Source organism: Pseudomonas sp. 6D_7.1_Bac1 (assembly GCF_025465945.1).
Classification (GTDB): Bacteria; Pseudomonadota; Gammaproteobacteria; order Pseudomonadales; family Pseudomonadaceae; genus Aquipseudomonas.
The window spans coordinates 115,305-134,514 of the sequence record NZ_JANLNW010000052.1 but is presented as its reverse complement, the minus strand read 5'-3'; the positions used below and the strand labels follow the sequence as shown (position 1 = coordinate 134,514).

General features: G+C 59.9%; 17 protein-coding genes. 8 read left to right on the top strand and 9 right to left on the bottom strand.

Features of this window, described 5'->3' with window-relative positions; translation table 11 throughout:
• The first annotated feature begins 19 nt into the window (after positions 1-19).
• From NTD87_RS13670 to NTD87_RS13660, 3 genes are read left to right on the top strand one after another with little or no spacing between them, the layout of a single operon-like run.
• Positions 20-913 (top strand): DUF692 domain-containing protein, encoded by an 894-nt coding sequence (locus NTD87_RS13670; protein ID WP_262114472.1) that lies wholly within the window; start codon positions 20-22, stop codon positions 911-913.
• Positions 910-1,683 carry a DUF2063 domain-containing protein gene (locus tag NTD87_RS13665; protein ID WP_262114471.1) on the top strand — a complete coding sequence of 258 codons (774 nt, stop codon included), beginning with the start codon at positions 910-912 and terminating at the stop codon, positions 1,681-1,683. Before NTD87_RS13670 ends, NTD87_RS13665 begins: the two co-directional genes overlap by 4 nt.
• Positions 1,680-2,183, top strand: a complete 504-nt coding sequence (locus NTD87_RS13660; RefSeq protein WP_262114470.1) for a DoxX family protein — start codon at positions 1,680-1,682, stop codon at positions 2,181-2,183. Before NTD87_RS13665 ends, NTD87_RS13660 begins: the two co-directional genes overlap by 4 nt.
• On the opposite strand, the gene NTD87_RS13655 is transcribed toward NTD87_RS13660, so the two are convergent.
• Entirely contained in the window at positions 2,174-3,088 is a 915-nt protein-coding gene (locus NTD87_RS13655) for a LysR family transcriptional regulator (protein ID WP_262114468.1), read from the bottom strand. The genes NTD87_RS13660 and NTD87_RS13655 overlap by 10 nt on opposite strands.
• Before the next feature lie 104 nt (positions 3,089-3,192).
• Between NTD87_RS13655 and NTD87_RS13650 the strand changes: the two genes are divergently transcribed.
• Positions 3,193-3,792 (top strand): short chain dehydrogenase, encoded by a 600-nt coding sequence (locus NTD87_RS13650; protein WP_262114467.1) that lies wholly within the window; start codon positions 3,193-3,195, stop codon positions 3,790-3,792.
• 21 nt (positions 3,793-3,813) lie between these two features.
• Here NTD87_RS13650 and NTD87_RS13645 read toward each other — a convergent pair whose 3' ends face one another.
• A complete protein-coding gene (locus NTD87_RS13645) occupies positions 3,814-4,920 on the bottom strand; it encodes an acyltransferase family protein (RefSeq protein ID WP_262114466.1) in 1,107 nt (368 codons plus the stop codon).
• A gap of 147 nt (positions 4,921-5,067) precedes the next feature.
• On the opposite strand from NTD87_RS13645, the gene NTD87_RS13640 reads away from it, so the two are divergent.
• The gene (locus NTD87_RS13640) at positions 5,068-5,742 is read left to right on the top strand and encodes a COG3650 family protein (protein WP_262114465.1); all 675 of its coding nucleotides are present in this window, start codon (positions 5,068-5,070) and stop codon (positions 5,740-5,742) included.
• Positions 5,743-5,853: 111 nt separating this feature from the next.
• Positions 5,854-7,467, top strand: coding sequence for an NAD(P)/FAD-dependent oxidoreductase (locus tag NTD87_RS13635; protein ID WP_262114464.1), 1,614 nt, complete (start codon positions 5,854-5,856; stop codon positions 7,465-7,467).
• Between the two features lie 131 nt (positions 7,468-7,598).
• Here NTD87_RS13635 and NTD87_RS13630 read toward each other — a convergent pair whose 3' ends face one another.
• Positions 7,599-8,693, bottom strand: coding sequence for a PLP-dependent cysteine synthase family protein (locus NTD87_RS13630; RefSeq protein WP_262114462.1), 1,095 nt, complete (start codon positions 8,691-8,693; stop codon positions 7,599-7,601).
• Between the two features lie 275 nt (positions 8,694-8,968).
• Here NTD87_RS13630 and nhaA point away from each other — a divergent pair, with 275 nt between their 5' ends.
• Positions 8,969-10,156 carry a Na+/H+ antiporter NhaA gene (gene nhaA, locus NTD87_RS13625; RefSeq protein ID WP_262114461.1) on the top strand — a complete coding sequence of 396 codons (1,188 nt, stop codon included), beginning with the start codon at positions 8,969-8,971 and terminating at the stop codon, positions 10,154-10,156.
• A gap of 79 nt (positions 10,157-10,235) precedes the next feature.
• Here nhaA and NTD87_RS13620 read toward each other — a convergent pair whose 3' ends face one another.
• The gene (locus tag NTD87_RS13620) at positions 10,236-10,700 is read right to left on the bottom strand and encodes a glycine zipper 2TM domain-containing protein (protein ID WP_262114460.1); all 465 of its coding nucleotides are present in this window, start codon (positions 10,698-10,700) and stop codon (positions 10,236-10,238) included.
• Positions 10,701-10,868: 168 nt separating this feature from the next.
• On the opposite strand from NTD87_RS13620, the gene NTD87_RS13615 reads away from it, so the two are divergent.
• Entirely contained in the window at positions 10,869-11,105 is a 237-nt protein-coding gene (locus tag NTD87_RS13615; RefSeq protein ID WP_262114459.1) for a hypothetical protein, read from the top strand.
• Between the two features lie 5 nt (positions 11,106-11,110).
• On the opposite strand, the gene pdxH is transcribed toward NTD87_RS13615, so the two are convergent.
• The 5 genes from pdxH to dinG form a co-directional block, all read right to left on the bottom strand.
• The gene (gene pdxH, locus NTD87_RS13610) at positions 11,111-11,758 is read right to left on the bottom strand and encodes a pyridoxamine 5'-phosphate oxidase (protein WP_262114458.1); all 648 of its coding nucleotides are present in this window, start codon (positions 11,756-11,758) and stop codon (positions 11,111-11,113) included.
• A 40-nt stretch (positions 11,759-11,798) separates the two neighbouring features.
• On the bottom strand, positions 11,799-12,845 hold the full coding sequence (locus NTD87_RS13605; protein WP_262114457.1) for an OmpA family protein: 1,047 nt from the start codon (positions 12,843-12,845) through the stop codon (positions 11,799-11,801).
• 143 nt (positions 12,846-12,988) lie between these two features.
• The gene (locus tag NTD87_RS13600; RefSeq protein WP_262114687.1) at positions 12,989-14,134 is read right to left on the bottom strand and encodes a serine hydrolase domain-containing protein; all 1,146 of its coding nucleotides are present in this window, start codon (positions 14,132-14,134) and stop codon (positions 12,989-12,991) included.
• Positions 14,135-14,323: 189 nt separating this feature from the next.
• Positions 14,324-16,708 (bottom strand): beta-galactosidase, encoded by a 2,385-nt coding sequence (locus NTD87_RS13595; protein WP_262114456.1) that lies wholly within the window; start codon positions 16,706-16,708, stop codon positions 14,324-14,326.
• Positions 16,709-16,802: 94 nt separating this feature from the next.
• Positions 16,803-18,947 carry an ATP-dependent DNA helicase DinG gene (gene dinG, locus NTD87_RS13590; protein WP_262114455.1) on the bottom strand — a complete coding sequence of 715 codons (2,145 nt, stop codon included), beginning with the start codon at positions 18,945-18,947 and terminating at the stop codon, positions 16,803-16,805.
• Between the last annotated feature and the right edge of the window lie 263 nt (positions 18,948-19,210).

Genomic DNA, 19,210 nt, shown 5'->3' with positions numbered 1-19,210 from the left:
CCCCTCTGCCTGAGTGTTGATGATGTCCACTTCATCGCTGCACAACGTACATCCTCACACTCAGGCGTTGGCGTCCGAGCTCCCGCCCCGCGCGGGGCTGGGGCTCAAGACCGAGCACTTTGGCGAAGTACTTGGTACTCACCCGGACATCGGCTTCTTCGAAGTCCACGCCGAAAACTACATGGTGGCCGGCGGCCCGTTTCATCACTACCTGGGATTGATCCGCGAGCAGTACCCGCTGTCGCTGCATGGCGTCGGCCTGTCCATCGGCGCCGAAGGCCCGTTGAATACCGCACACCTGGCCCGGCTCGCCAAGCTGATCGAACGCTATCAACCCCAATCCTTTTCCGAACACCTGGCCTGGTCGAGCCACGGCCCGGTGTTTCTCAATGACCTGCTGCCACTGGCCTATGACGAACCGACACTGCAGCGTGTTTGCGAACATGTCGACCAGGTCCAGCAGTATCTGAAACGTCCCATGCTGCTGGAAAATCCAGCGACTTATCTGCAATTCCAGCGCTCCAGCATGGAAGAAGCCAGCTTCATCTGCGAAGTCATCCGCCGCACCGGCTGCGGCTTGCTGCTGGATGTGAACAACGTCTACGTCTCCTGCATCAATCACCAGCGCGATCCATTGGCCTACATCGACGCACTGCCGCTGCACGCAGTGGGCGAGATTCATCTGGCCGGGTTTGCCGAAGACGCCGACAGCCTCGGCGATCGCCTGCTGATCGACGATCATGGCGCCCCCATCGATAACGCGGTGTGGGCCCTGTACGCGCGCGTTCTGGAACGCATCGGCCCGATGGCCACGCTGATTGAACGCGACAATCAGCTACCGGCGTTTTCCGTGCTGCACGCCGAGGCCCGTCAGGCCGATGAGCTGCTGGGTTACACCGAGGTTCACCGATGAGCGCTCAAGCCGATTTCGCCGCCGCCCTGCTTGATCCTCAACGGCCCTGCCCTAACGGGTTGTTCAGCGCCAATGGGGCTGATCCGGCCAGCCGCTTCGCGGTGTATCGCAATAACGTGCAGAGCTCGTTGATCAACGCTTTGGCCGACAGTTATCCGGTGGTTTCGCAGTTGGTCGGCGAGGAGTTTTTTCGGGCCATGGCCCAGCTCTACGTACAGGCATTTGCACCCACCAGCCCACTGATCAACGATTACGGCAGCGACTTTTCAGGCTTCATCGAGCACTTTTCGCCAGCCGCTTCAGTGCCGTATCTGGCGGATGTCGCACGCCTGGAACGCTTGCGAGTGATGGCCTATCACGCAACGGATGCCAACGCCGTCGACCCTGCACAGATTGCTGCGGCGTTGGGCGCCCCCGAAGCCCTCGCACAGCTACGTATTCATCTGCATCCCTCAACTTTCACCCTGAACTCGGCGTACGCCGTGGTTGCACTGTGGGCAGCCCATCAGGCTGACGCCCCTCCCGAGAACCTTGAGCCGTATCACCCGCAAAGCGCGCTGGTGCTGCGCAACGGCCTGGAGGTCGAGGTCTTTGCCGTCGATGTCGGCACAACGACCTTCATCCACAGCCTGCAAAACAACCGTCCGCTGGGACAGGCCGTGACCGATGCCCTGAACGTTGCACCGGCGTTTGACCTGAGCCAGTGCCTGGCGCTGTTGATTGGCCACAACGCCATCATCCACTTACAACACGACAAGGTATCGCCATGAACACCCGCACAGAACACCCGAATGCCATCGCCCGCCTGATTGAACGGATCATCGAACTGTTCGAGTTGATCCCTCACAGCCTGATTGCCTTCGTTGCTCGCTTCTCCATTGCGGCGGTGTTCTGGAAGTCCGGCCAGACCAAGGTCGAGGGTTTTGCCGTGGACCTGATTTCCGGAACCTTCGAGTTGGGGATCCCGCGTCTGGCAGACTCGACCATTCCGTTGTTCCAGAGCGAATACCACGTTCCATTACTCTCCCCGGAGCTGGCGGCGCACATGGCGGCCTTCGCCGAGCACTTCTTCCCGATCCTGATTCTGGTGGGCTTCGCCACACGCTTCTCGGCCCTGGCGCTGCTGGGCATGACCCTGACCATTCAAACCTTTGTCTACCCGGACGCCTACCCGACACACGGCACCTGGGCTGCGATTCTGCTGTACTTGATGGCCAGGGGGCCGGGCGTGCTGTCGGTCGATCAACTGATCGCCAAGCGTTATCGTTGAAGCCGATCCAGCGCTTCGCCGCTGCGCTTGAACCACCCCATCAGGTAGTCGGCCAACACTTGCGTGCGCTTGGGCAGGCCGCCCTGATACGGGTGCACCAGATACATCGGCATGCTGCGAGTCTGATAATCGCGCAGCAGCCAGCGCAAACGGCCATCGGCCAGTTCCGTCTGTAGCAAGTAAGACGGCAGGCGTGCGATACCCGCATGCGCAAGTGCGGCCTTTTTCAACAGGTTGTAATGATTGCTGGCGAACGGCCCCGAAACCCGCACCCGCAACAGTTCATGTTGCTGGTGATACAGCCATTCCTCACGGCCGCTGTAATGGCTGTTGAGCAGGCAACGATGATTGATCAGGTCCGCAGGTGTCTGTGGCTCACCAAACTGCTCAAGATAAGCCGGGCTGGCGCAAGTCATCTCGTGCCAGGCCAACAGCGGCCTGGCCACCAATCGCTCGTCGTTGGCCACTTCTGAACGAATCGCCAGATCGAAACCATCCCGTGACAAGTCGCGGTAGCTGTTATTGAGCTCAAGTTCGATCTGCACCTCGGGATACTCCCGGGAAAACTCCAGCAGCAGCCCATCGAAAAAAGTCTCTCCCAACGACACCGGCACCGTCATTCGCACGAGCCCCGTCATATCGTCCTTCAGACGGGCCAGCGCCTGACGCGCCCGCTCAACCTGAATCACCAGCGCCTGAGCTTGCGGCAATAACGCCGCGCCGGCCGCTGTCAGGCTCAAGCGCCGTGTTGTCCGCTGCAACAGGACCACGCTGAAACGTGCTTCCAGCAAGCTGATGCGCTTGGACAGCTGCCCCTTGCTACACCCCAATTGCTGCGCTGCCAAAGTGAAACTACCGGCCTCTATCAACACGGCGAACGCCGCCAGATCATCCATTTCGCTCATGGATTGTTTCCATTTGAAAACCAAAAGTTGCCCATTAGCACGCTTATCAATCAAAAAAACCACACTAGACTGAAACCACATTCACCCACCTAAGGAACAGCACGATGAAAATTCTTCTGATTGGCGCCTCTGGAACTGTCGGCTCGGCCATTGACCGAGAACTGTCCCAGCGCCACAAAATCATCCGTATCGGCCGCAAGAGCGGTGATTTCCAGGTCGACATCAGTGACAGCACTTCGATCCGCAAACTGTTCGAACAGACCGGTAACTTCGATGCGCTGATTTGCGCCGCCGGTAGCGTCAACTTCGTGCCACTGGCCAACATGACCGAAAAAGACTTCGAGCTTGGCTTGCGGGACAAGCTGATGGGCCAGGTCAATCTGCTGCTGATCGGCCGAGAATTCGCCAATGACGGTGCGTCGTTCACCTTCACCACCGGCATCCTCAGCCACGACCCGATTCGTACCGGCAGCTCGGCATCGATGGTTAACGGCGCCCTGGACAGCTTCGTCCGTGCGGCGGCAATCGAATTGCCGCGCGGTCTGCGGATCAACTCGGTCAGCCCGAACGTATTGGTTGAAGCCATGGGCAGTTACGCGCCGTACTTCCGCGGATTCAAACCGGTTCCGGCCGCCGATGTGGCGTTGGCCTACGCGAAAAGTGTCGAAGGATTGCAGACCGGCCAGACCTACAACGTCGGCTGATCGCCTTGGCGTTGAGGTGCCTTAACGGGCCATCTCAGCGCCAACCTGACGTTCACGCCACTGCGTGCGCAGCCATCGCTGCATCGGTCGTTCGAACCAGCGATGGCACACCAGACTGGCAGTCATCAACACCGCAAAAAACAGCAGCAAGGTCCACGGCTGATAAAACACGCTGCGGCCTGGGAAAAACTTGTCCGCCAACAACGCCGCGCAGATCTGCAAGGGAAAGTGCAGCAAGTACGAGGCGTAACTGATGTCGCCCAACCACGCCAGACGCCGCGCCACGGGTTCCAGAACCTGATGACACGCCGCCACGGCCATGATCGTCAGCGGAAACAGCAGCGCGAATTTGAGCAATAGCGGATGGGCTACCGCAGGATCGTAAGCCCACCAAGCCGCACCACACCCCATCACCAGCGCCGCTCCCACCACCCGAATCGGGAGTTTTTCGAGCAGCCAGGTCAATGCCCGATACGCCAACCCACCGCAAAAAAAGCTCAACACACCCAAGGTGATTTTGTACTGATCGGGAAACACGTAACCGGCAATCGCGATCAGGACAGCACTCAGCACCAAGGGGTATCGCGAGTATCGAAACAGCAGAAAGAACGCCGCGTAGAGCAGCACTTCAACCGAAATAGACCAGGCCGGACCGTTGAACGACCAGCCCTTCTCAAACCCCCAGGCCGGAGCCAGAAACAGGTTCAGCAGCGCGTGATAAGCATCGTTGAAGGGATAAACGAATGAGTTCCCGGTGTAACGCGAATACACCCACTGAAACACCGCCACCAGCCCGAAGGTCGCCAGGTGCAAGGGGTAAAGTCGGCTGAAACGCTCCCAGAAAAACTGCCCGCCGCCAAGTTCCCGAGACGCCACGGCCCGACTGAACAGCCAGAAGAAAATGAACCCGGACAAGCTGAAGAATAACGCGACCGCGTCACCTCCATACCGATAGAACAACGCAAACTGATTGTAAAAAGGCTGCTGTTCGACCTGTAAGGGCCCAGGCACAGCGCCTTGAAAAAAGAAGTGCTGCCAATGCCAGAACACCACCGCCAACGCCGCCACACCTCGCAGTGCATCCAATGCATAGAGCCGTTCAGGCAGGCGTAACCGTTGAGTATTCATGGCGAAGGTCAGGGATCGCAGAATGGGCCGTCACTATGCGATGAGCGGCTGCGCGACTCAATCCCCTTCACCGCTCTCGCTGCACGCAAACCTTGTGATCACCCGCGCGGCTGAGTAACGTGACGGCACTTGTCTGGAGACCCAACGATGCGCGCTGCCCGTTCCCTGATGTTTGTCGCCCTGCTTCCTGTATTCGCCGGTTGCCAGCTGCTGCAGAGCCAGCCTGAAAAACCGTCCACCGCAGGCCTGACTCGCCTGCAGGGCGAACTGAGCATGGCCGACGGCAAGCTGGTGTTTCAGCCATGCCAGGAAAACAAGCTGTATGTGGTCAATGACGCCGGCAGCACCAGCATCCTGCAGGAAGCCGCAACGCTGGCGGGCCCGCAGCACAAGGTTTTCGCCGATCTGCGTGGTCGGGTTGCCGCTGGCAAATCTTCCGATGCTGGCGCCCAGCTTGACGTGCAGCAGCTATACCGCGTCGAACGCTCGGCCAAGGCCTGCGAAGACCCCAACTTCCAGCGGCTGATCCTGCGTGCCAGCGGCAATACACCCGACTGGAACGTCAAGGTCAACACCAAGGGCATGGTGGTCGAGCGCGCCGGTCAGCCAGCGCTGGCCTTGCCGTTTCTGGAAGAACAACTCGGTGACGGGCGCTTCAGCCTCAGCAGCGAAGCCAATAACCAACACGTTGAACTCTGGATCGCACCACAGCGCTGCGTCGACAGCACCCGCGGCAGCGTTCAGTTCATGAGCGCCGAGCTGCGAGTCAACGGCCAGGTACAACGTGGCTGTGCGTATTTTGGTGGCTCGCGCAACGACTGATTCGACGAGCTGCTGTTTTAGCCTCACTGGAAGTGGCCTTTGAGGCTTATAATCACCGGTTTGTGAAACGCCTTTGGCGCAGTTGTGCGCCCTCGCGAACCGGATCCCGTCATGTTACGAATCACCGAACTCAAGTTGCCGATCGACCATCCCGAAGAAGACCTGCGCCCTGCCATTGTGCAGCGCCTGGGCATCGCCAGTGATGACCTGCTCGATTTCACCTTGTTCAAGCGCAGCTACGACGCGCGCAAAAAGTCTTCCGAACTGTGCTTCATCTACACCATCGACCTCAACGCGCGCGATGAGGCGAAGTTGCTGCTCAAGTTCGCCGACGACCGTAACGTCAATGCCGCGCCGGATGTCAGCTACAAAGTCGTTGGCCTGGCCCCGCAGGATCTGAGCGCACGGCCGATCGTGGTCGGTTTCGGCCCGTGCGGAATTTTCGCCGGACTGCTGCTGGCGCAAATGGGCTTCAAGCCGATCATCCTTGAGCGCGGCACAGAAGTGCGCCAGCGCACCAAAGACACCTGGGGCCTGTGGCGCAAAAGCGTGCTCAACCCTGAGTCCAACGTGCAATTCGGTGAAGGCGGCGCGGGGACATTCTCGGACGGCAAGCTGTACAGTCAGATCAAGGATCCCAAGCACCACGGCCGCAAAGTCCTGCACGAATTCGTCAAGGCCGGCGCGCCGGAAGAGATCCTCTACGTCAGCAAACCGCACATCGGTACGTTCCGTCTGACCGGTGTTGTCGAAAACATGCGTGAGCAGATTCGTGCGCTGGGCGGTGAAGTGCGGTTCCAGCAACGTGTCACCGACGTGCTGATCGAAGACGGCCAGTTGACCGGCATCGAGCTCGCCAGCGGCGAGCAGATCCACTCGAAACACGTGATCCTCGCCCTCGGCCACAGTGCCCGCGACACGTTCCGCATGCTCCACGGCCGTGGCGTGTTCATGGAAGCCAAGCCGTTCTCGGTAGGCTTTCGCATCGAACACCCGCAATCGCTGATCGACAGCGCGCGCCTGGGCAAATACGCCGGTCACCCGAAACTCGGCGCCGCCGACTACAAACTGGTGCACCACGCCAAGAACGGCCGTTCGGTCTACAGCTTCTGCATGTGCCCGGGCGGTACTGTAGTGGCGGCGACTTCCGAGCCGAACCGTGTGGTCACCAACGGCATGAGCCAGTACTCGCGTAACGAACGTAACGCGAACTCCGGGATTGTTGTAGGCATCACCCCGGAAGTCGACTATCCGGGCGGCCCGCTGGCCGGGATCGAGTTGCAGGAGCGTCTGGAGTCCCACGCCTTTGTTCTCGGTGGCAGCAACTACGAAGCACCGGCGCAACTGGTCGGTGATTTTATTGCGGGCAAACCATCGACCTCCCTGGGCAGTGTCGAACCGTCCTACAAACCCGGGGTTGCTCTGGGCGATCTGGCGCTGGCCTTGCCGGCCTTCGCCATCGATGCCATTCGTGAAGCCTTGCCAGCCTTCGAGAAGCAGATTCGAGGCTACTCGCTGCACGACGCGGTGCTGACCGGGATCGAGACCCGTACGTCTTCACCGCTGCGGATCACCCGTAACGAATCGATGCAGAGCCTGAACGTCAAAGGCCTGTTCCCGGCCGGTGAAGGCGCCGGTTATGCCGGTGGGATTCTGTCGGCAGGCGTGGACGGAATTCGTATTGCCGAAGCTGTAGCGCGGGATATCCTTGGCATCGAGGCCTGACACACAACACAAAAACCTGTGGGAGCGAGCCTGCTCGCGATAGCGGTGGACGAGTCAACATTGATGTTGGATGCCGTACCGTCATCGCGAGCAGGCTCGCTCCCACAGGAGTGTTCCGCGCCTGAGCGATCTCAGATGTTTGCGCGCAACACGCTGGCCGGCAACGGCTCGCCGCGTTCGACACTGGCCGCAACAGCCTCGATCAGACCACTCAACTCGAACCCCTGAGCCTTCAGCCAGTTCTGATCGTAATAGGTGGTCGCGTAGCGTTCACCGCCATCGCATAAAATCGCCACGATCGAGCCACTCTCCCCCGCCGTCACCATCTCCTGAGCAGCCATCAAGGCACCGATCAGGTTAGTCCCGCTGGAACCACCCACCCGCCGACCCAAGCGCTGCGCCAGATAGTGCATGGCCGCCAGCGACAGCGCGTCCGGCACCTTGACCATTGCATCGATAACTTTCGGCAAGAACGACGCCTCGACCCGTGGCCGTCCAATACCTTCGATCCGCGAACCGCAATCCAGGCGCAGGCTCGCATCGCCCGTCTGGTAATACTCGAAGAACACCGAACGTTCGGCATCGGCGCACAGCACGCGGGTGCAATGCTGGCGATAACGCACGTAGCGCCCCAAGGTCGCGGTAGTGCCGCCCGTGCCAGGGCTGGAAATCAGCCAGCTCGGTTCAGGATGACGTTCGAAACGCATCTGCTGAAAGATCGACTCGGCAATGTTGTTGTTGGCTCGCCAGTCAGTGGCGCGTTCGGCATAGGTGAACTGGTCGATGAAATGGCCGTCGTGCTCCCGCGCCAAACGTTCAGACTCTGCGTAGATCTGCGTCGGATCCTGCACCAGATGGCTTTTGCCGCCGTAGAACTCGATTTGCGCAATTTTTTCCCGGGAGGTCGTGGCCGGCATCACGGCAATGAACGGCAAGCCGAGCAAACGTGCGAAATACGCCTCGGAGATGGCCGTCGAACCGCTGGATGCCTCGATCACCGACGCCCCCGACTTGAGCCAACCGTTACACAACGCATAGAGGAACAACGAACGCGCCAGTCGATGCTTGAGGCTGCCGGTAGGGTGACTGGACTCATCCTTGAAGTACAACTCGATGCCCGGCAATCCCGGCAGTGGCAAAGGGATCAGGTGCGTATCGGCGCTACGCTGGAAGTCGGCTTCGATGATCCGGATGGCTTCGCGGGCCCACTGACGGTTGTCGCTCATGGTCTTTTTTCTCGTTGAATCGATTAGGCGTAGGGAAACCTGACGGTGACAACAGGCAACGGATTGACCTTGTCGAAAGGCTCAATCAGTAAGCTTAGGAAAAAACCTACATAACGCACAGGTACAGCTGAGGTTCAATACGCCAGCCAACTGCTAGGCTCAGTCCGCCGGCCTTTGTAACGACATATAACAAAAAAGAATATAACTTTTGTTTTAACAACTAACCGTACGGGTTAGGGTGGTTCACCTTTTGAATCGATAAATGGAGAGCGACCTTGCCTCTGCGTAGCACTTTCACGCGTTTCTTTCAGTTGGAAGCTGCCAGCGGTCTGTTATTGATTGCCGCCGCAGCTCTTGCCCTGATCATCAACAACTCACCACTGTCCTGGCTCTACAACGGCCTGCTGGACACTCCCGTGGTCGCCCAGATCGGCGCCCTGAAAATCGCCAAGCCCCTGTTGTTATGGATCAACGATGGCCTGATGGCGATGTTTTTCCTGCTGATCGGCCTTGAGGTCAAACGCGAAATCCTTGAAGGCCATCTGTCCAAACCCTCGCAGATCGTCTTGCCTGGCGCGGCGGCCATCGGCGGCATGGTCGTGCCGGCGCTGATCTACTGGTTCCTCAACAAGGACAACCCGCCCGCCCTGAGCGGCTGGGCCATCCCGATGGCCACCGACATTGCCTTTGCCCTTGGCGTGCTCGCCCTGCTCGGCAAGCGTGTACCGGTGTCGCTGAAGCTGTTCCTGATGACCCTGGCGATCATCGATGACCTGGGTGCAATCATCGTCATTGCGATCTTCTACTCGGGCGAACTGTCGACCCTGTCGTTGATGCTGGCCGCAGCCTGCATTGTTGCGCTGGTGGCGATGAACCGCCTCGGCGTGGTCAAGCTCGGGCCGTACATGATCATCGGCCTGATCCTCTGGGTCTGCGTGCTCAAGAGCGGTGTCCATGCGACGCTGGCCGGTGTGACCCTGGCCTTCTGCATCCCGTTGCGAACGAAAAACGCCGAGACATCGCCGCTGCTGAGCCTGGAACATGCCCTGCACCCGTGGGTGGCCTTCGGTATCCTGCCGCTGTTCGCTTTCGCCAATGCCGGCGTCTCACTGGCGGGTGTCAACCTTGAGAGCTTCACCCACCACGTACCGATGGGTATTACTGCGGGTCTGCTGCTGGGCAAGACTGTCGGGGTGTTCGGCCTGACCTGGCTGGCCGTCAAGATCGGCATTGCTGGCCTGCCCGCTGGTGCCAATTGGGCTCAGGTACTCGGCGTGGCGATTCTCTGCGGTATCGGCTTCACCATGAGCCTGTTTGTCGGTTCTCTGGCCTTTGTACCCGGCAGCAGCGAATACGCCGGCATGGACCGCATGGGCATCCTCACTGGCTCGATCCTTGCCGCGTTGATCGGCTACGCCTTGATGGCCGGGGCCAGTCGCAAGAACGCGGTGCTTAGTTCTTAAGCAACCACTGCTTTAAGGGCCAAAAACACAAAACCCCGACCAGTCACCTGATCGGGGTTTTGTTTTAACCGCGTAAAACTTAGTGCGAAACGCGGCTGGTGCCACCGACGGTGGAGATACGCACACGTTCGCCAACACGGAACACTTCGTTTGGCTGAACTTCCTGGACGTAGGCGCGCATGCTGCCGTCGTCTTCGCGAACGGTGATTTCCACGCCCTGGGTACGGGTCACGCCTTCTTCGATGGCAGAACCTGCCAGACCGCCAGCCACTGCGCCGATCACCGCAGCGACGATGCTGCCTTTGCCACCGCCAACGGAACTGCCGGCGACGCCGCCAACGACTGCACCGGCTGCGCCGCCAATCGGGGTTTTGGTGCCTTCGATTTTCACCGGACGCAGGGACTCGATGGTACCCATGCGAATCGTCTGCACCCGACGTGCTTCGTCACGGGAGTAGGAGTCACCGCTCAGGCTCGATTGGCAACCGGTAAGTAACATCGCCATCGTAGAAAAAGAAGCAACCAACAAAACAGACTTACGCATAGCATCAACTCCATAGGACAGGTATTCATTAAACTCCGCAGCCTGACGCCTGTCACGGCACCGCCCGGATAAAATTGGTTTCATTCAGGTGCAGTACAGTCGCACTTGAGAATTCATCACACAGTAGCGCCAAAATACAGAATCTGCGCCACTGCCCCAAGGATTTCGATGGATTACTTCATCATTGTCGTCACCACCGTTGCCGGACTGTACTTCCATGGGTGGCTGTACGTACGGATCAAACGCTGGATGGACCGCGATCTGGCGCTGGCACTTGCCGGCAAAGACGAGCAGAAAAGGGCTTTCATGCTGCAACAACTGAGCAGTGCCCGACAGCAGAGAATCAAGCGCCGGGACCTGCCACAGTGGCTAGAGGCAGCCGCAGCCACCTACCTCGCCAGGTAACCGGTTTACGGTGCCAGGCGCTCGCGACGCCAGTTAGCGTCTTGCAGGCGATAGTTCAGACGGTCATGCAAACGGCTTGCTCGACCTTGCCAGAACTCGATACGTTCCGGCAACAAACGATAGCCGCCCCAGTGTTCCGGGCAATCCGGCTGGCTATCGCTGAAACGCTGCTCAGTGGCTTTGAGCAACCCTTCCAGCTCGGCACGATCGGCAATCACCTGGCTCTGCGGTGACGCCCAGGCTCCCAAGCGACTGCCCAGCGGGCGCACCTGGAAATAGGCATCCGATTCCTGCGGCGTGACCTTCACCACCCGCCCCTCGATGCGCACCTGGCGCTCCAGGGTTGGCCAGAAGAAGGTCATGGCAGCAAACGGATTGGCCGCCAGCTGCTGACCTTTGGCGCTCTCGTAGTTGGTGAAGAAGGTAAAGCCCTGCTCATCAAGCCCCTTGAGCAACAGGATCCGGCAATGCGGGCGACCGTCCTGATCGACAGTGGCCAGGGTCATGGCATTGGCCTCGACCGGCGGTTGTTCGGTATTCACCGCCTCAGCGAACCACTGATGAAACAGCGCGAACGGCTCGGCCGGGGCGTGAGCCTCGGTCAAACCATCGCGAGTGTAGTCACGACGCATATCAGCCAGAGTCCGGGGCATAGCGTTTTCCTTGTGCTTGATCAGTCAGTTCCTGGCCTGATTACTGGCCGCTGGTGCTTTTTGCCGCGGTATCCGCTTTGTCTGCAGCAGGCTTCTTGGCCGGATGTTTTTTGGCCGGAGCTTTCTTCGCCGGTGCCTTTTTCGAGGCAGCGCCTTTTTTCTTCGACGTCGCTTTTTTCTCGGCCACGGCTGGCGCTGCAGGCGTCGCGGTCTGCGCTGCAACCATTTCCACTGCCGGTGGAGTCGGCTGGCTGTACTTGTTCAGCAACGCCAGCATGGTGGTGCGCGGGGTCAGCATGATTTCCACGCGACGGTTCAAGGCACGGCCCTGGGCGCTGTCATTGGCGGCGCGCGGCATCAAGTCACCCATACCACGCAACATCAGACGATCTTGCTTCAAGCCACTGAGACTGAAGATCGACGCAACGGAAGTCGCACGGTCCTTGCTCAGCTGTTTAGTCTCTTCATGCGTCCCCGTGTTGTCACCGTGGCCCAGTACCAGCACGGAAGTCTTGGTATCACCTTCAACCAGCTTGGACACCTTGGTGAACTCACCAAGGGCCGAAGGCAGCAACATGGTCGGACGTTTCGGGTTGAAGGCGTCATCCACCGGGACCACCACGACCAACACGCTCTCGCGACGCTCTACTTGCAGGCGGCTGCCCTGAACGGCAGCACGCAGACGTGGTTCGTAGTCGTCCAGCCAGGCCTGGGTGATTTTCGGATCAGGCATTGGCACATCTTTGATATCGGCCTTGGTTATGGCCTTTGGCTGGTCGCCAAACGGCCACCACCATTTGCTTTCGCTATCGGCTTTGGCAGCTGCGGCAGCCGAGGTGCCTGGCACTGCGGCCAAAGTGGCCGGCGCAGCAGCACTTACGGTCGATTTGGCCTTGGCGGCGGCAGCGGCTTCAGCCGCCTTGGCGTCCGGTTTAACGTCCGGCTTGGTAGCGTCTTTGTTCGCGACCTTGTCCGAATCGGAACCGAATGACCACCAGTGGCCACCGTCTGCATCATTTTGTGGGGTCTGTGCGCAACCAGTAATGCTGAGACACAGTGCCAAGGCTAGAGATTTGTTCGGTGACATGGGGGATATCCACAAAATGAGATAGAAAGCTGTGGGTCGCAACGACCCGTATAAACAGACACTTTGAAACTATAGAAGCCACAGGGTTTCGCCCCGCGACCTTTGGGCAATTTTTTTTCAAAAAAATGCCTTGCAGCCACCCTTTACAGACAAGCGGCCAAAACCCGCACAAGCTTCTGCGCACGCGGGTCCATCAACACGTATGGCCCAAGGGTATTGGTCACAAAACCGAAGGCCACATCGTGTTCCGGGTCAGCGAAACCGATGGAGCCGCCAGCACCCGGATGACCAAACGCCCGAGGGCCGAGGCCGAAGGTTGCGTTGGGTACGTCCGGTTGATCGAGCATGCAACCCAGACCGAAACGGGTCCGGGTCAGTAAAGTCTTGTCTTCGCCCAGGCTGTGCTCGCGGGTCAACTCCTGGAGCATCTCGCTTTCCAGCAGGCTGCCATCAAGCAGACCGCTGTAGAACCCGGCGAGGCTGCGGGCATTGCCGTGGCCATTGGCCGCTGGTTGCTGCATACGACGCCATTCCGGCTTATTAGTGCTGGTCATGATCGACGGCGGGTTGGTGAAGGCCCGGGTGGTCATGGCCGTCGGCTCCCGCAGGGTCACTTGCAGCAAGCGCTGAGCCGCCGCATCACCAACATTGCCTTTACTGCGTGAGATGTGCGCCACGCGATGAAACTCTTCATCGGCCAGGCCGACATGGAAATCCAGCCCCAGCGGTCGCGCAACACGCGCCACGATCGATTCGCCCGGACCACGGCCATCAGCGCGGCGCAGCAACTCCCCGACCAGCCAGCCATAGGTGATCGCCGCATAACCATGGCCTTCACCCGGCGTCCACCAAGGGGCTTCGGCGGCGAGCGCGTCAACCATGGTTTGCCAGTTGTAGAGCGCTTCTGGCGGCAGTAACTCGCGCAGGGCCGGCAGACCGGCCTGATGGCAGAGCAACTGGCGCAACGTGACCGCTTCCTTGCCCGCAGCGGCGAACTCCGGCCAGTACCTGGCGACCGGCGCGTCGAGCTGCAACTTGCCTTCGGCGACCAGTTGCAGGGCGGCAACAGCGGTAAACGTCTTGGTGCAGGAGAACAGATTGGCGATGGTGTCGCTGTGCCAGGCATCGCTACCGTCCTTGTCGGCGGTACCGGCCCAGAGGTCGACAACGGTTTCGCCACCGATTTGAATGCACAACGCCGCGCCACGTTCCTGGGGATCGTCGAAGAGTGCCGCGAAAGCTTCGCGCACCGCTTCGAATTTAAGCTCGTAATGACCCTGAATCTGCACCCGCAACTCCCCCAGACGAACGTCTCGACACAATGACCGCATTGTTCCAGCCCTTGAAGGATTTGGGAACAGAATTGGGCCAAGCGGTTGTATTACCGAGAATTATTCAGAAATATCCGACACTTGCCAGAGCCTCTTCGCAGGTAAGAGCCGAGCACCTGCGAAAAGTATGGCACCGTTAATCCGCGATCAGTGGCCATTACCCGAATGTCCACCGGCATGCCCGCCCTGCTCGACGCCGTTGTTGTCGTGGCCTTTTTTTCCGCTCTCACCTTCATGGCCAACACTTTCGGCTTTATCGGCTTCGGCCTTGGCCTTCTCGGCTGCTTTGCCGAGCTGATCAACGGCCTGCAAGTTGGCCTTGCGCACGCTCTCGACAAAGCCCTGAAACGGCAGGTCGGTGATCCCGACCAAACCGAAATGACCGTTTTCACCGTCCAGCAGACGGCCGGTTACCGGTTGATCGAGGTACTGGAACCAATGCACGCCGACAATCGACGGTTCGCTCACCGCTTGTTTGACGAAATTGGCGTAGGCCGGCCCGCGATCCTCTTCCTTCGCCAACTGAGTCACACCGCCCCAGAATGGACCGCGATCACGCGAACCAAAGTTGAATTCGGTGATCAGCACCGGTTTGTCCAGCGCCTGCAGCCTGGCAAAGTCATAGCCGTCCTGAGGTTTGAGCGTGTACATATTGAAGCTCAGAACGTCGCAATACTGCGCACAGGACTCGACGGCCTCAGGGGTGCTGATGGCAAACCGGCCACCGAGCAGCAGGTGGTTGGGAGCGTGCCACTTAAGCGAATCGGCAATGGTCTTGAAGTAGGTGTCGGCATAGACTTTCTGGAAATATTTGAAGTCGGCTTCGATTTCCGGGTGCTCCGGACTCGGCAACGGCGGCACGAAACCCGGGTCTTCCATCAATTCCCAAGCGGGCAGATCAATGCCCCAGGCTTTCGACAGCCCCGCCTGGTTACGGTACTTATCGCGCAGTTGCTTGAGAAACGCCCGTTTGGCCGGCACGTCGGTGGTCATTTTCAAGGTGCCGTATGCCAAGGCATAACGGGCCTTCGGGTCATCGCCGGGACCGGCCCAGGCCAGTTCGTTATCGGCGAAGTAACCGATCAGCCACGGGTCGTCGCGATGATCGCGTGCAGCAATGGCCACAGCACGCTCGGTGGCCATGGCGAAACGCGGGTCGAACGGGTCGGGCATACCGCCCCACCAGTCGGTACCGGTGCTGATGCTGGCGTAATCACCGACGATGGACAGCGGCAAGGTGTACGGCACACGGTCATTCAGACCCAGCGCCGGAGCGCTCCAGTCACCTATGGTATTGAAACCCCAGGCTTGCAAGCGGTCGAGGGTATGACCGGTCCAGCGCTTTTCGTCGAATACATGGGATGCACACGGCGTTGCGGTGGTGTCGGCCTTGGCTTCGTCTGCCTTGGCTTCACTCACCTGCGCACACGGTTGGCCATATGTGCGCTGCAGGTTGGCACCGTAAAAATCATACCAGCGACCGGCATTGAACCCCCGGCCGTGATCGGCACCGTTGCCACTGCGGTTGTCGCCTTCACCGTAGTGGCTGGCCAATGACTCGTCGTGAGCGGGCAACGACTCGAACATGGCTTCGCGCCCGGCGACATAGGTCTGGCTGGTGTCGGCGGTGACCGTATTGACCCCTAGGGAATAGAACGGGTGGCCTTGCGGCGTCACCAGATACCAGCGACCGTCACGCTTTTCCGTGCGGAAAAAGCCGCTGGCCTTGAAGCCCGGGCCTTTACTCCAGCCGCCGAACTTGTCCAGGGATGAGCGCTCGCGCTCGGCCAGCCAGTTTTTCAGTTGCTGTTGCTCTTTATTCGCCGCGGCTTTGAGCTGCTCGTCGCTGCCGACTTTTTCCGGCCATTTCGCCCGAGTGGACTGACCATAAGCGTCCACCAACGAACCGTAGGCAGCTTTGAACACCGCTTCGCCGTCCTGCACACCGAAGCGCTCAAGCATGATGCTCTGAGCGACTTTTGGCTGATCCATCGACAACGTCACCGACACCACCTGACTGCGATCCAGCTCACCTGCGCTGCTGGCCAGCAAAACGCGCTGGCCTTCAACGGTGATCGGCATCGGCGGCCCGGCTTTCATGCCCTGGCTCAGCGGTGAACTTGGTGTCAGGGGAACCAGCAAGGTTTGCGCAGGCCCGGCTGGCAGATCGATGCGGCTGACCAGAGTCTTGCCGTCATTGCTCTGGATTTTCACGTAGAGCGTCACGGCCCAGTTCATCGCGCTCTGGATGCGCAAACTCATGACACCGGACTGCGACCAGTCCCAGGCGCCGGTTTGCGGGGTCAGGCGCAGATTCGGTTGCGCTGCCGGGTTGAAGGTCACCCGGCGCAGCACTTCACCTTCGGCCGTTTGCTCCGCATTGGACTGCGGCAGGCTGGCGTCCTGGGTTGCCACCTGGACCACATCGGCAGGCCGGACAAAGTTGAACAGCGTCTGTTGTCCGGCAGGAGCCGCCAACAGGGGCGCAGCAAATACCAGGGCAAAAACAGCGGGTAACGAACGGCGAATCATATGAACCAGGTTCTCCCTAACGACCAGTGAACGGCCTGTGTGGAATCGGTGACGGGGGATAGACAACGAAGCGGGCGATTTCGCCCACCGTGTCTCAAGATATTTCGCGGCGAAACGGCGGCAGCGCATTGAGGATCGCTTTGCCATAGCGTTGCGTGACCAGTCGCCGGTCAAGCAAGGTGATGGTGCCGCGGTCCTCTTCGGTACGCAGCAGGCGCCCGCAGGCCTGAACCAGCTTGAGCGAAGCGTCCGGCACGGAGATTTCCATGAACGGATTGCCGCCGCGGGCTTCGATCCATTCAGCCAATGCGGCTTCAACCGGATCGTCCGGGACCGAAAACGGAATCTTGGCGATCACCACGTGCTCGCAGTAAGCGCCCGGCAAGTCGACACCCTCGGCGAAACTCGCCAGGCCGAACAGCACGCTGGAATCACCGCCATCGACCCGCGCCTTGTGCTTGTTCAGGGTTTCCTGCTTCGACAGGTTGCCTTGAATGAACACCTGCTTACGCCAATCACGGTCCAGGCCATCGAACACGTCCTGCATCTGTTTGCGCGAAGAAAACAGCACCAGCGTGCCGCGCGAACCTTCGACCAGTTCTGGCAGGTCGCGGATGATCGCCGCGGTGTGGGCCGCCGCGTCCCGTGGGTCGGCGCGCAAGTCCGGGACCCGCAGCACGCCGGCGTCGGCATGATGGAACGGGCTCGGCACCACGGCCGTCACGGCTTTTTTCGGCAGACCGGCACGCATGCGGAAACGGTCGAAGGTGCCAAGTGCGGTCAAGGTGGCCGAGGTGACCAGTGCGCCGTAAGCCACATTCCACAAATTGCGTCGGAGCATTTCCGCCGCCAGGATCGGGCTGGCGTTGACCTCGATGTCGAACAGCGAACCGCTTTCGGCCAGGGTCAGCCAGCGCGCCATCGGCGGGTTGTCTTCCGGGTCTTCGGTGGTGAATGCCGTCCACAGCTCCCAGTTGCCCTGAGAACGGGACAACAGGCTGCCGAACAGCGGATACCATTCTTCGGCCTGATTGCTGGCGATGCCGATGTTGACCTCGCCATCCATACCTTCCTTGAGCAGTTCGGTGAGCCTGGTAAAGACGTCGGTCAGGCGTGAAAAGCCTTTCTTCAGTTCGATGCCCATCTCACGCATATGCTCGGGAATCACTCCGCCAACGAAGCGATGACGCGGCCGCTCACGACCCTCGACGTCTTCGCCGGGCTTGAACTCGGCGACCTGCTCGCAGGCGGTGAACATGAACTGTTGCTGGGTCTTGATCTCGCGGGCCAGCTCCGGCACTTGCTCGATCAGCTTGCCCAGATCGCCGGGCAGCGGGTGCTGGGCCAGCAATTTGGTGAGGTTCTTGGCGGTCGCTTCCAGCCAGTCGGCGGTGGAGCGCAAACGGGTGTAATGGGCGAAGTGGCCGATCGCCTTGTCAGGCAGGTGATGGCCTTCGTCGAACACGTAGATGGTGTCTCGCGGGTCCGGCAGGACGGCACCGCCACCCAGGGCCAGGTCGGCCAGGACCATGTCGTGGTTGGTGACGATCACGTCGACCTTGCCCATGCCTTCGCGGGCCTTGTAGAAGGCGCACTGACCGAAGTTGGGGCAATGACGGTTGGTGCACTGGCTGTGATCGGTGGTCAGGCGCGCCCAGTCCGCATCTTCGAGGGCCGTGGACCAACTGTCGCGGTCGCCGTCCCACTTATTGCCGGCAAGTTTTTCGATCATGCTGGTAAACAGCTTCTGACTGGCTTCATCGACCTCGATCTTGAAGCCTTCTTCTTCGAACAGCTGCGCAGTAGCGGTTTGTGCGTGGCCTTCCTGCAACAGCATGTCGAGCTTGGACAGGCACATGTAGCGGCCACGGCCCTTGGCCAGCGCGAAGCTGAAATTCAGCCCGCTGTTGCGCATCAGGTCCGGCAGGTCCTTGTAGACAATCTGTTCTTGCAGGGCGACGGTGGCGGTGGCGATCACCAGACGCTTGCCAGCAGCCTTGGCGGTTGGAATGGCCGCCAGGCTGTAGGCCACGGTTTTCCCGGTACCGGTGCCGGCTTCCACCGCGACAATCGCGGGGTCGCCACTGCGCCGGCCTTCGTCGTCGGTGTCGATGTCACCGAGGACCTTGGCAATTTCGGCGATCATCAGGCGTTGGCCGTAACGCGGCTTGAGGCTCTTGGCTTCGAGAAAACGCGAGTAGGCGCCCTGGATCGTGGTTTTAAGTTCGGTGCTGATCATGGATTGTCGGGCGCAAAAAACGCTGGGTAAATTTTCAGTGGTTAAGGGGGCGTTCTCAATTAGTTTCCCCGCCGCGTTGTCGCCTTAAAGCGGGCCAGGCAAGGCGCAGGCCGCTGGGAATGGTTGCTCCCTTTCCAAGGCCTGCAACGCAGCCTGGCCCGCTTTAAGGCACAACCCGAAGGGCCGGGCCTGCTGCTGTGCAGGGCTGCGTTGCTCGAAGCTTATTTGGAATGACCAAACCACGCTTCTCGCGCCTTGCCCTG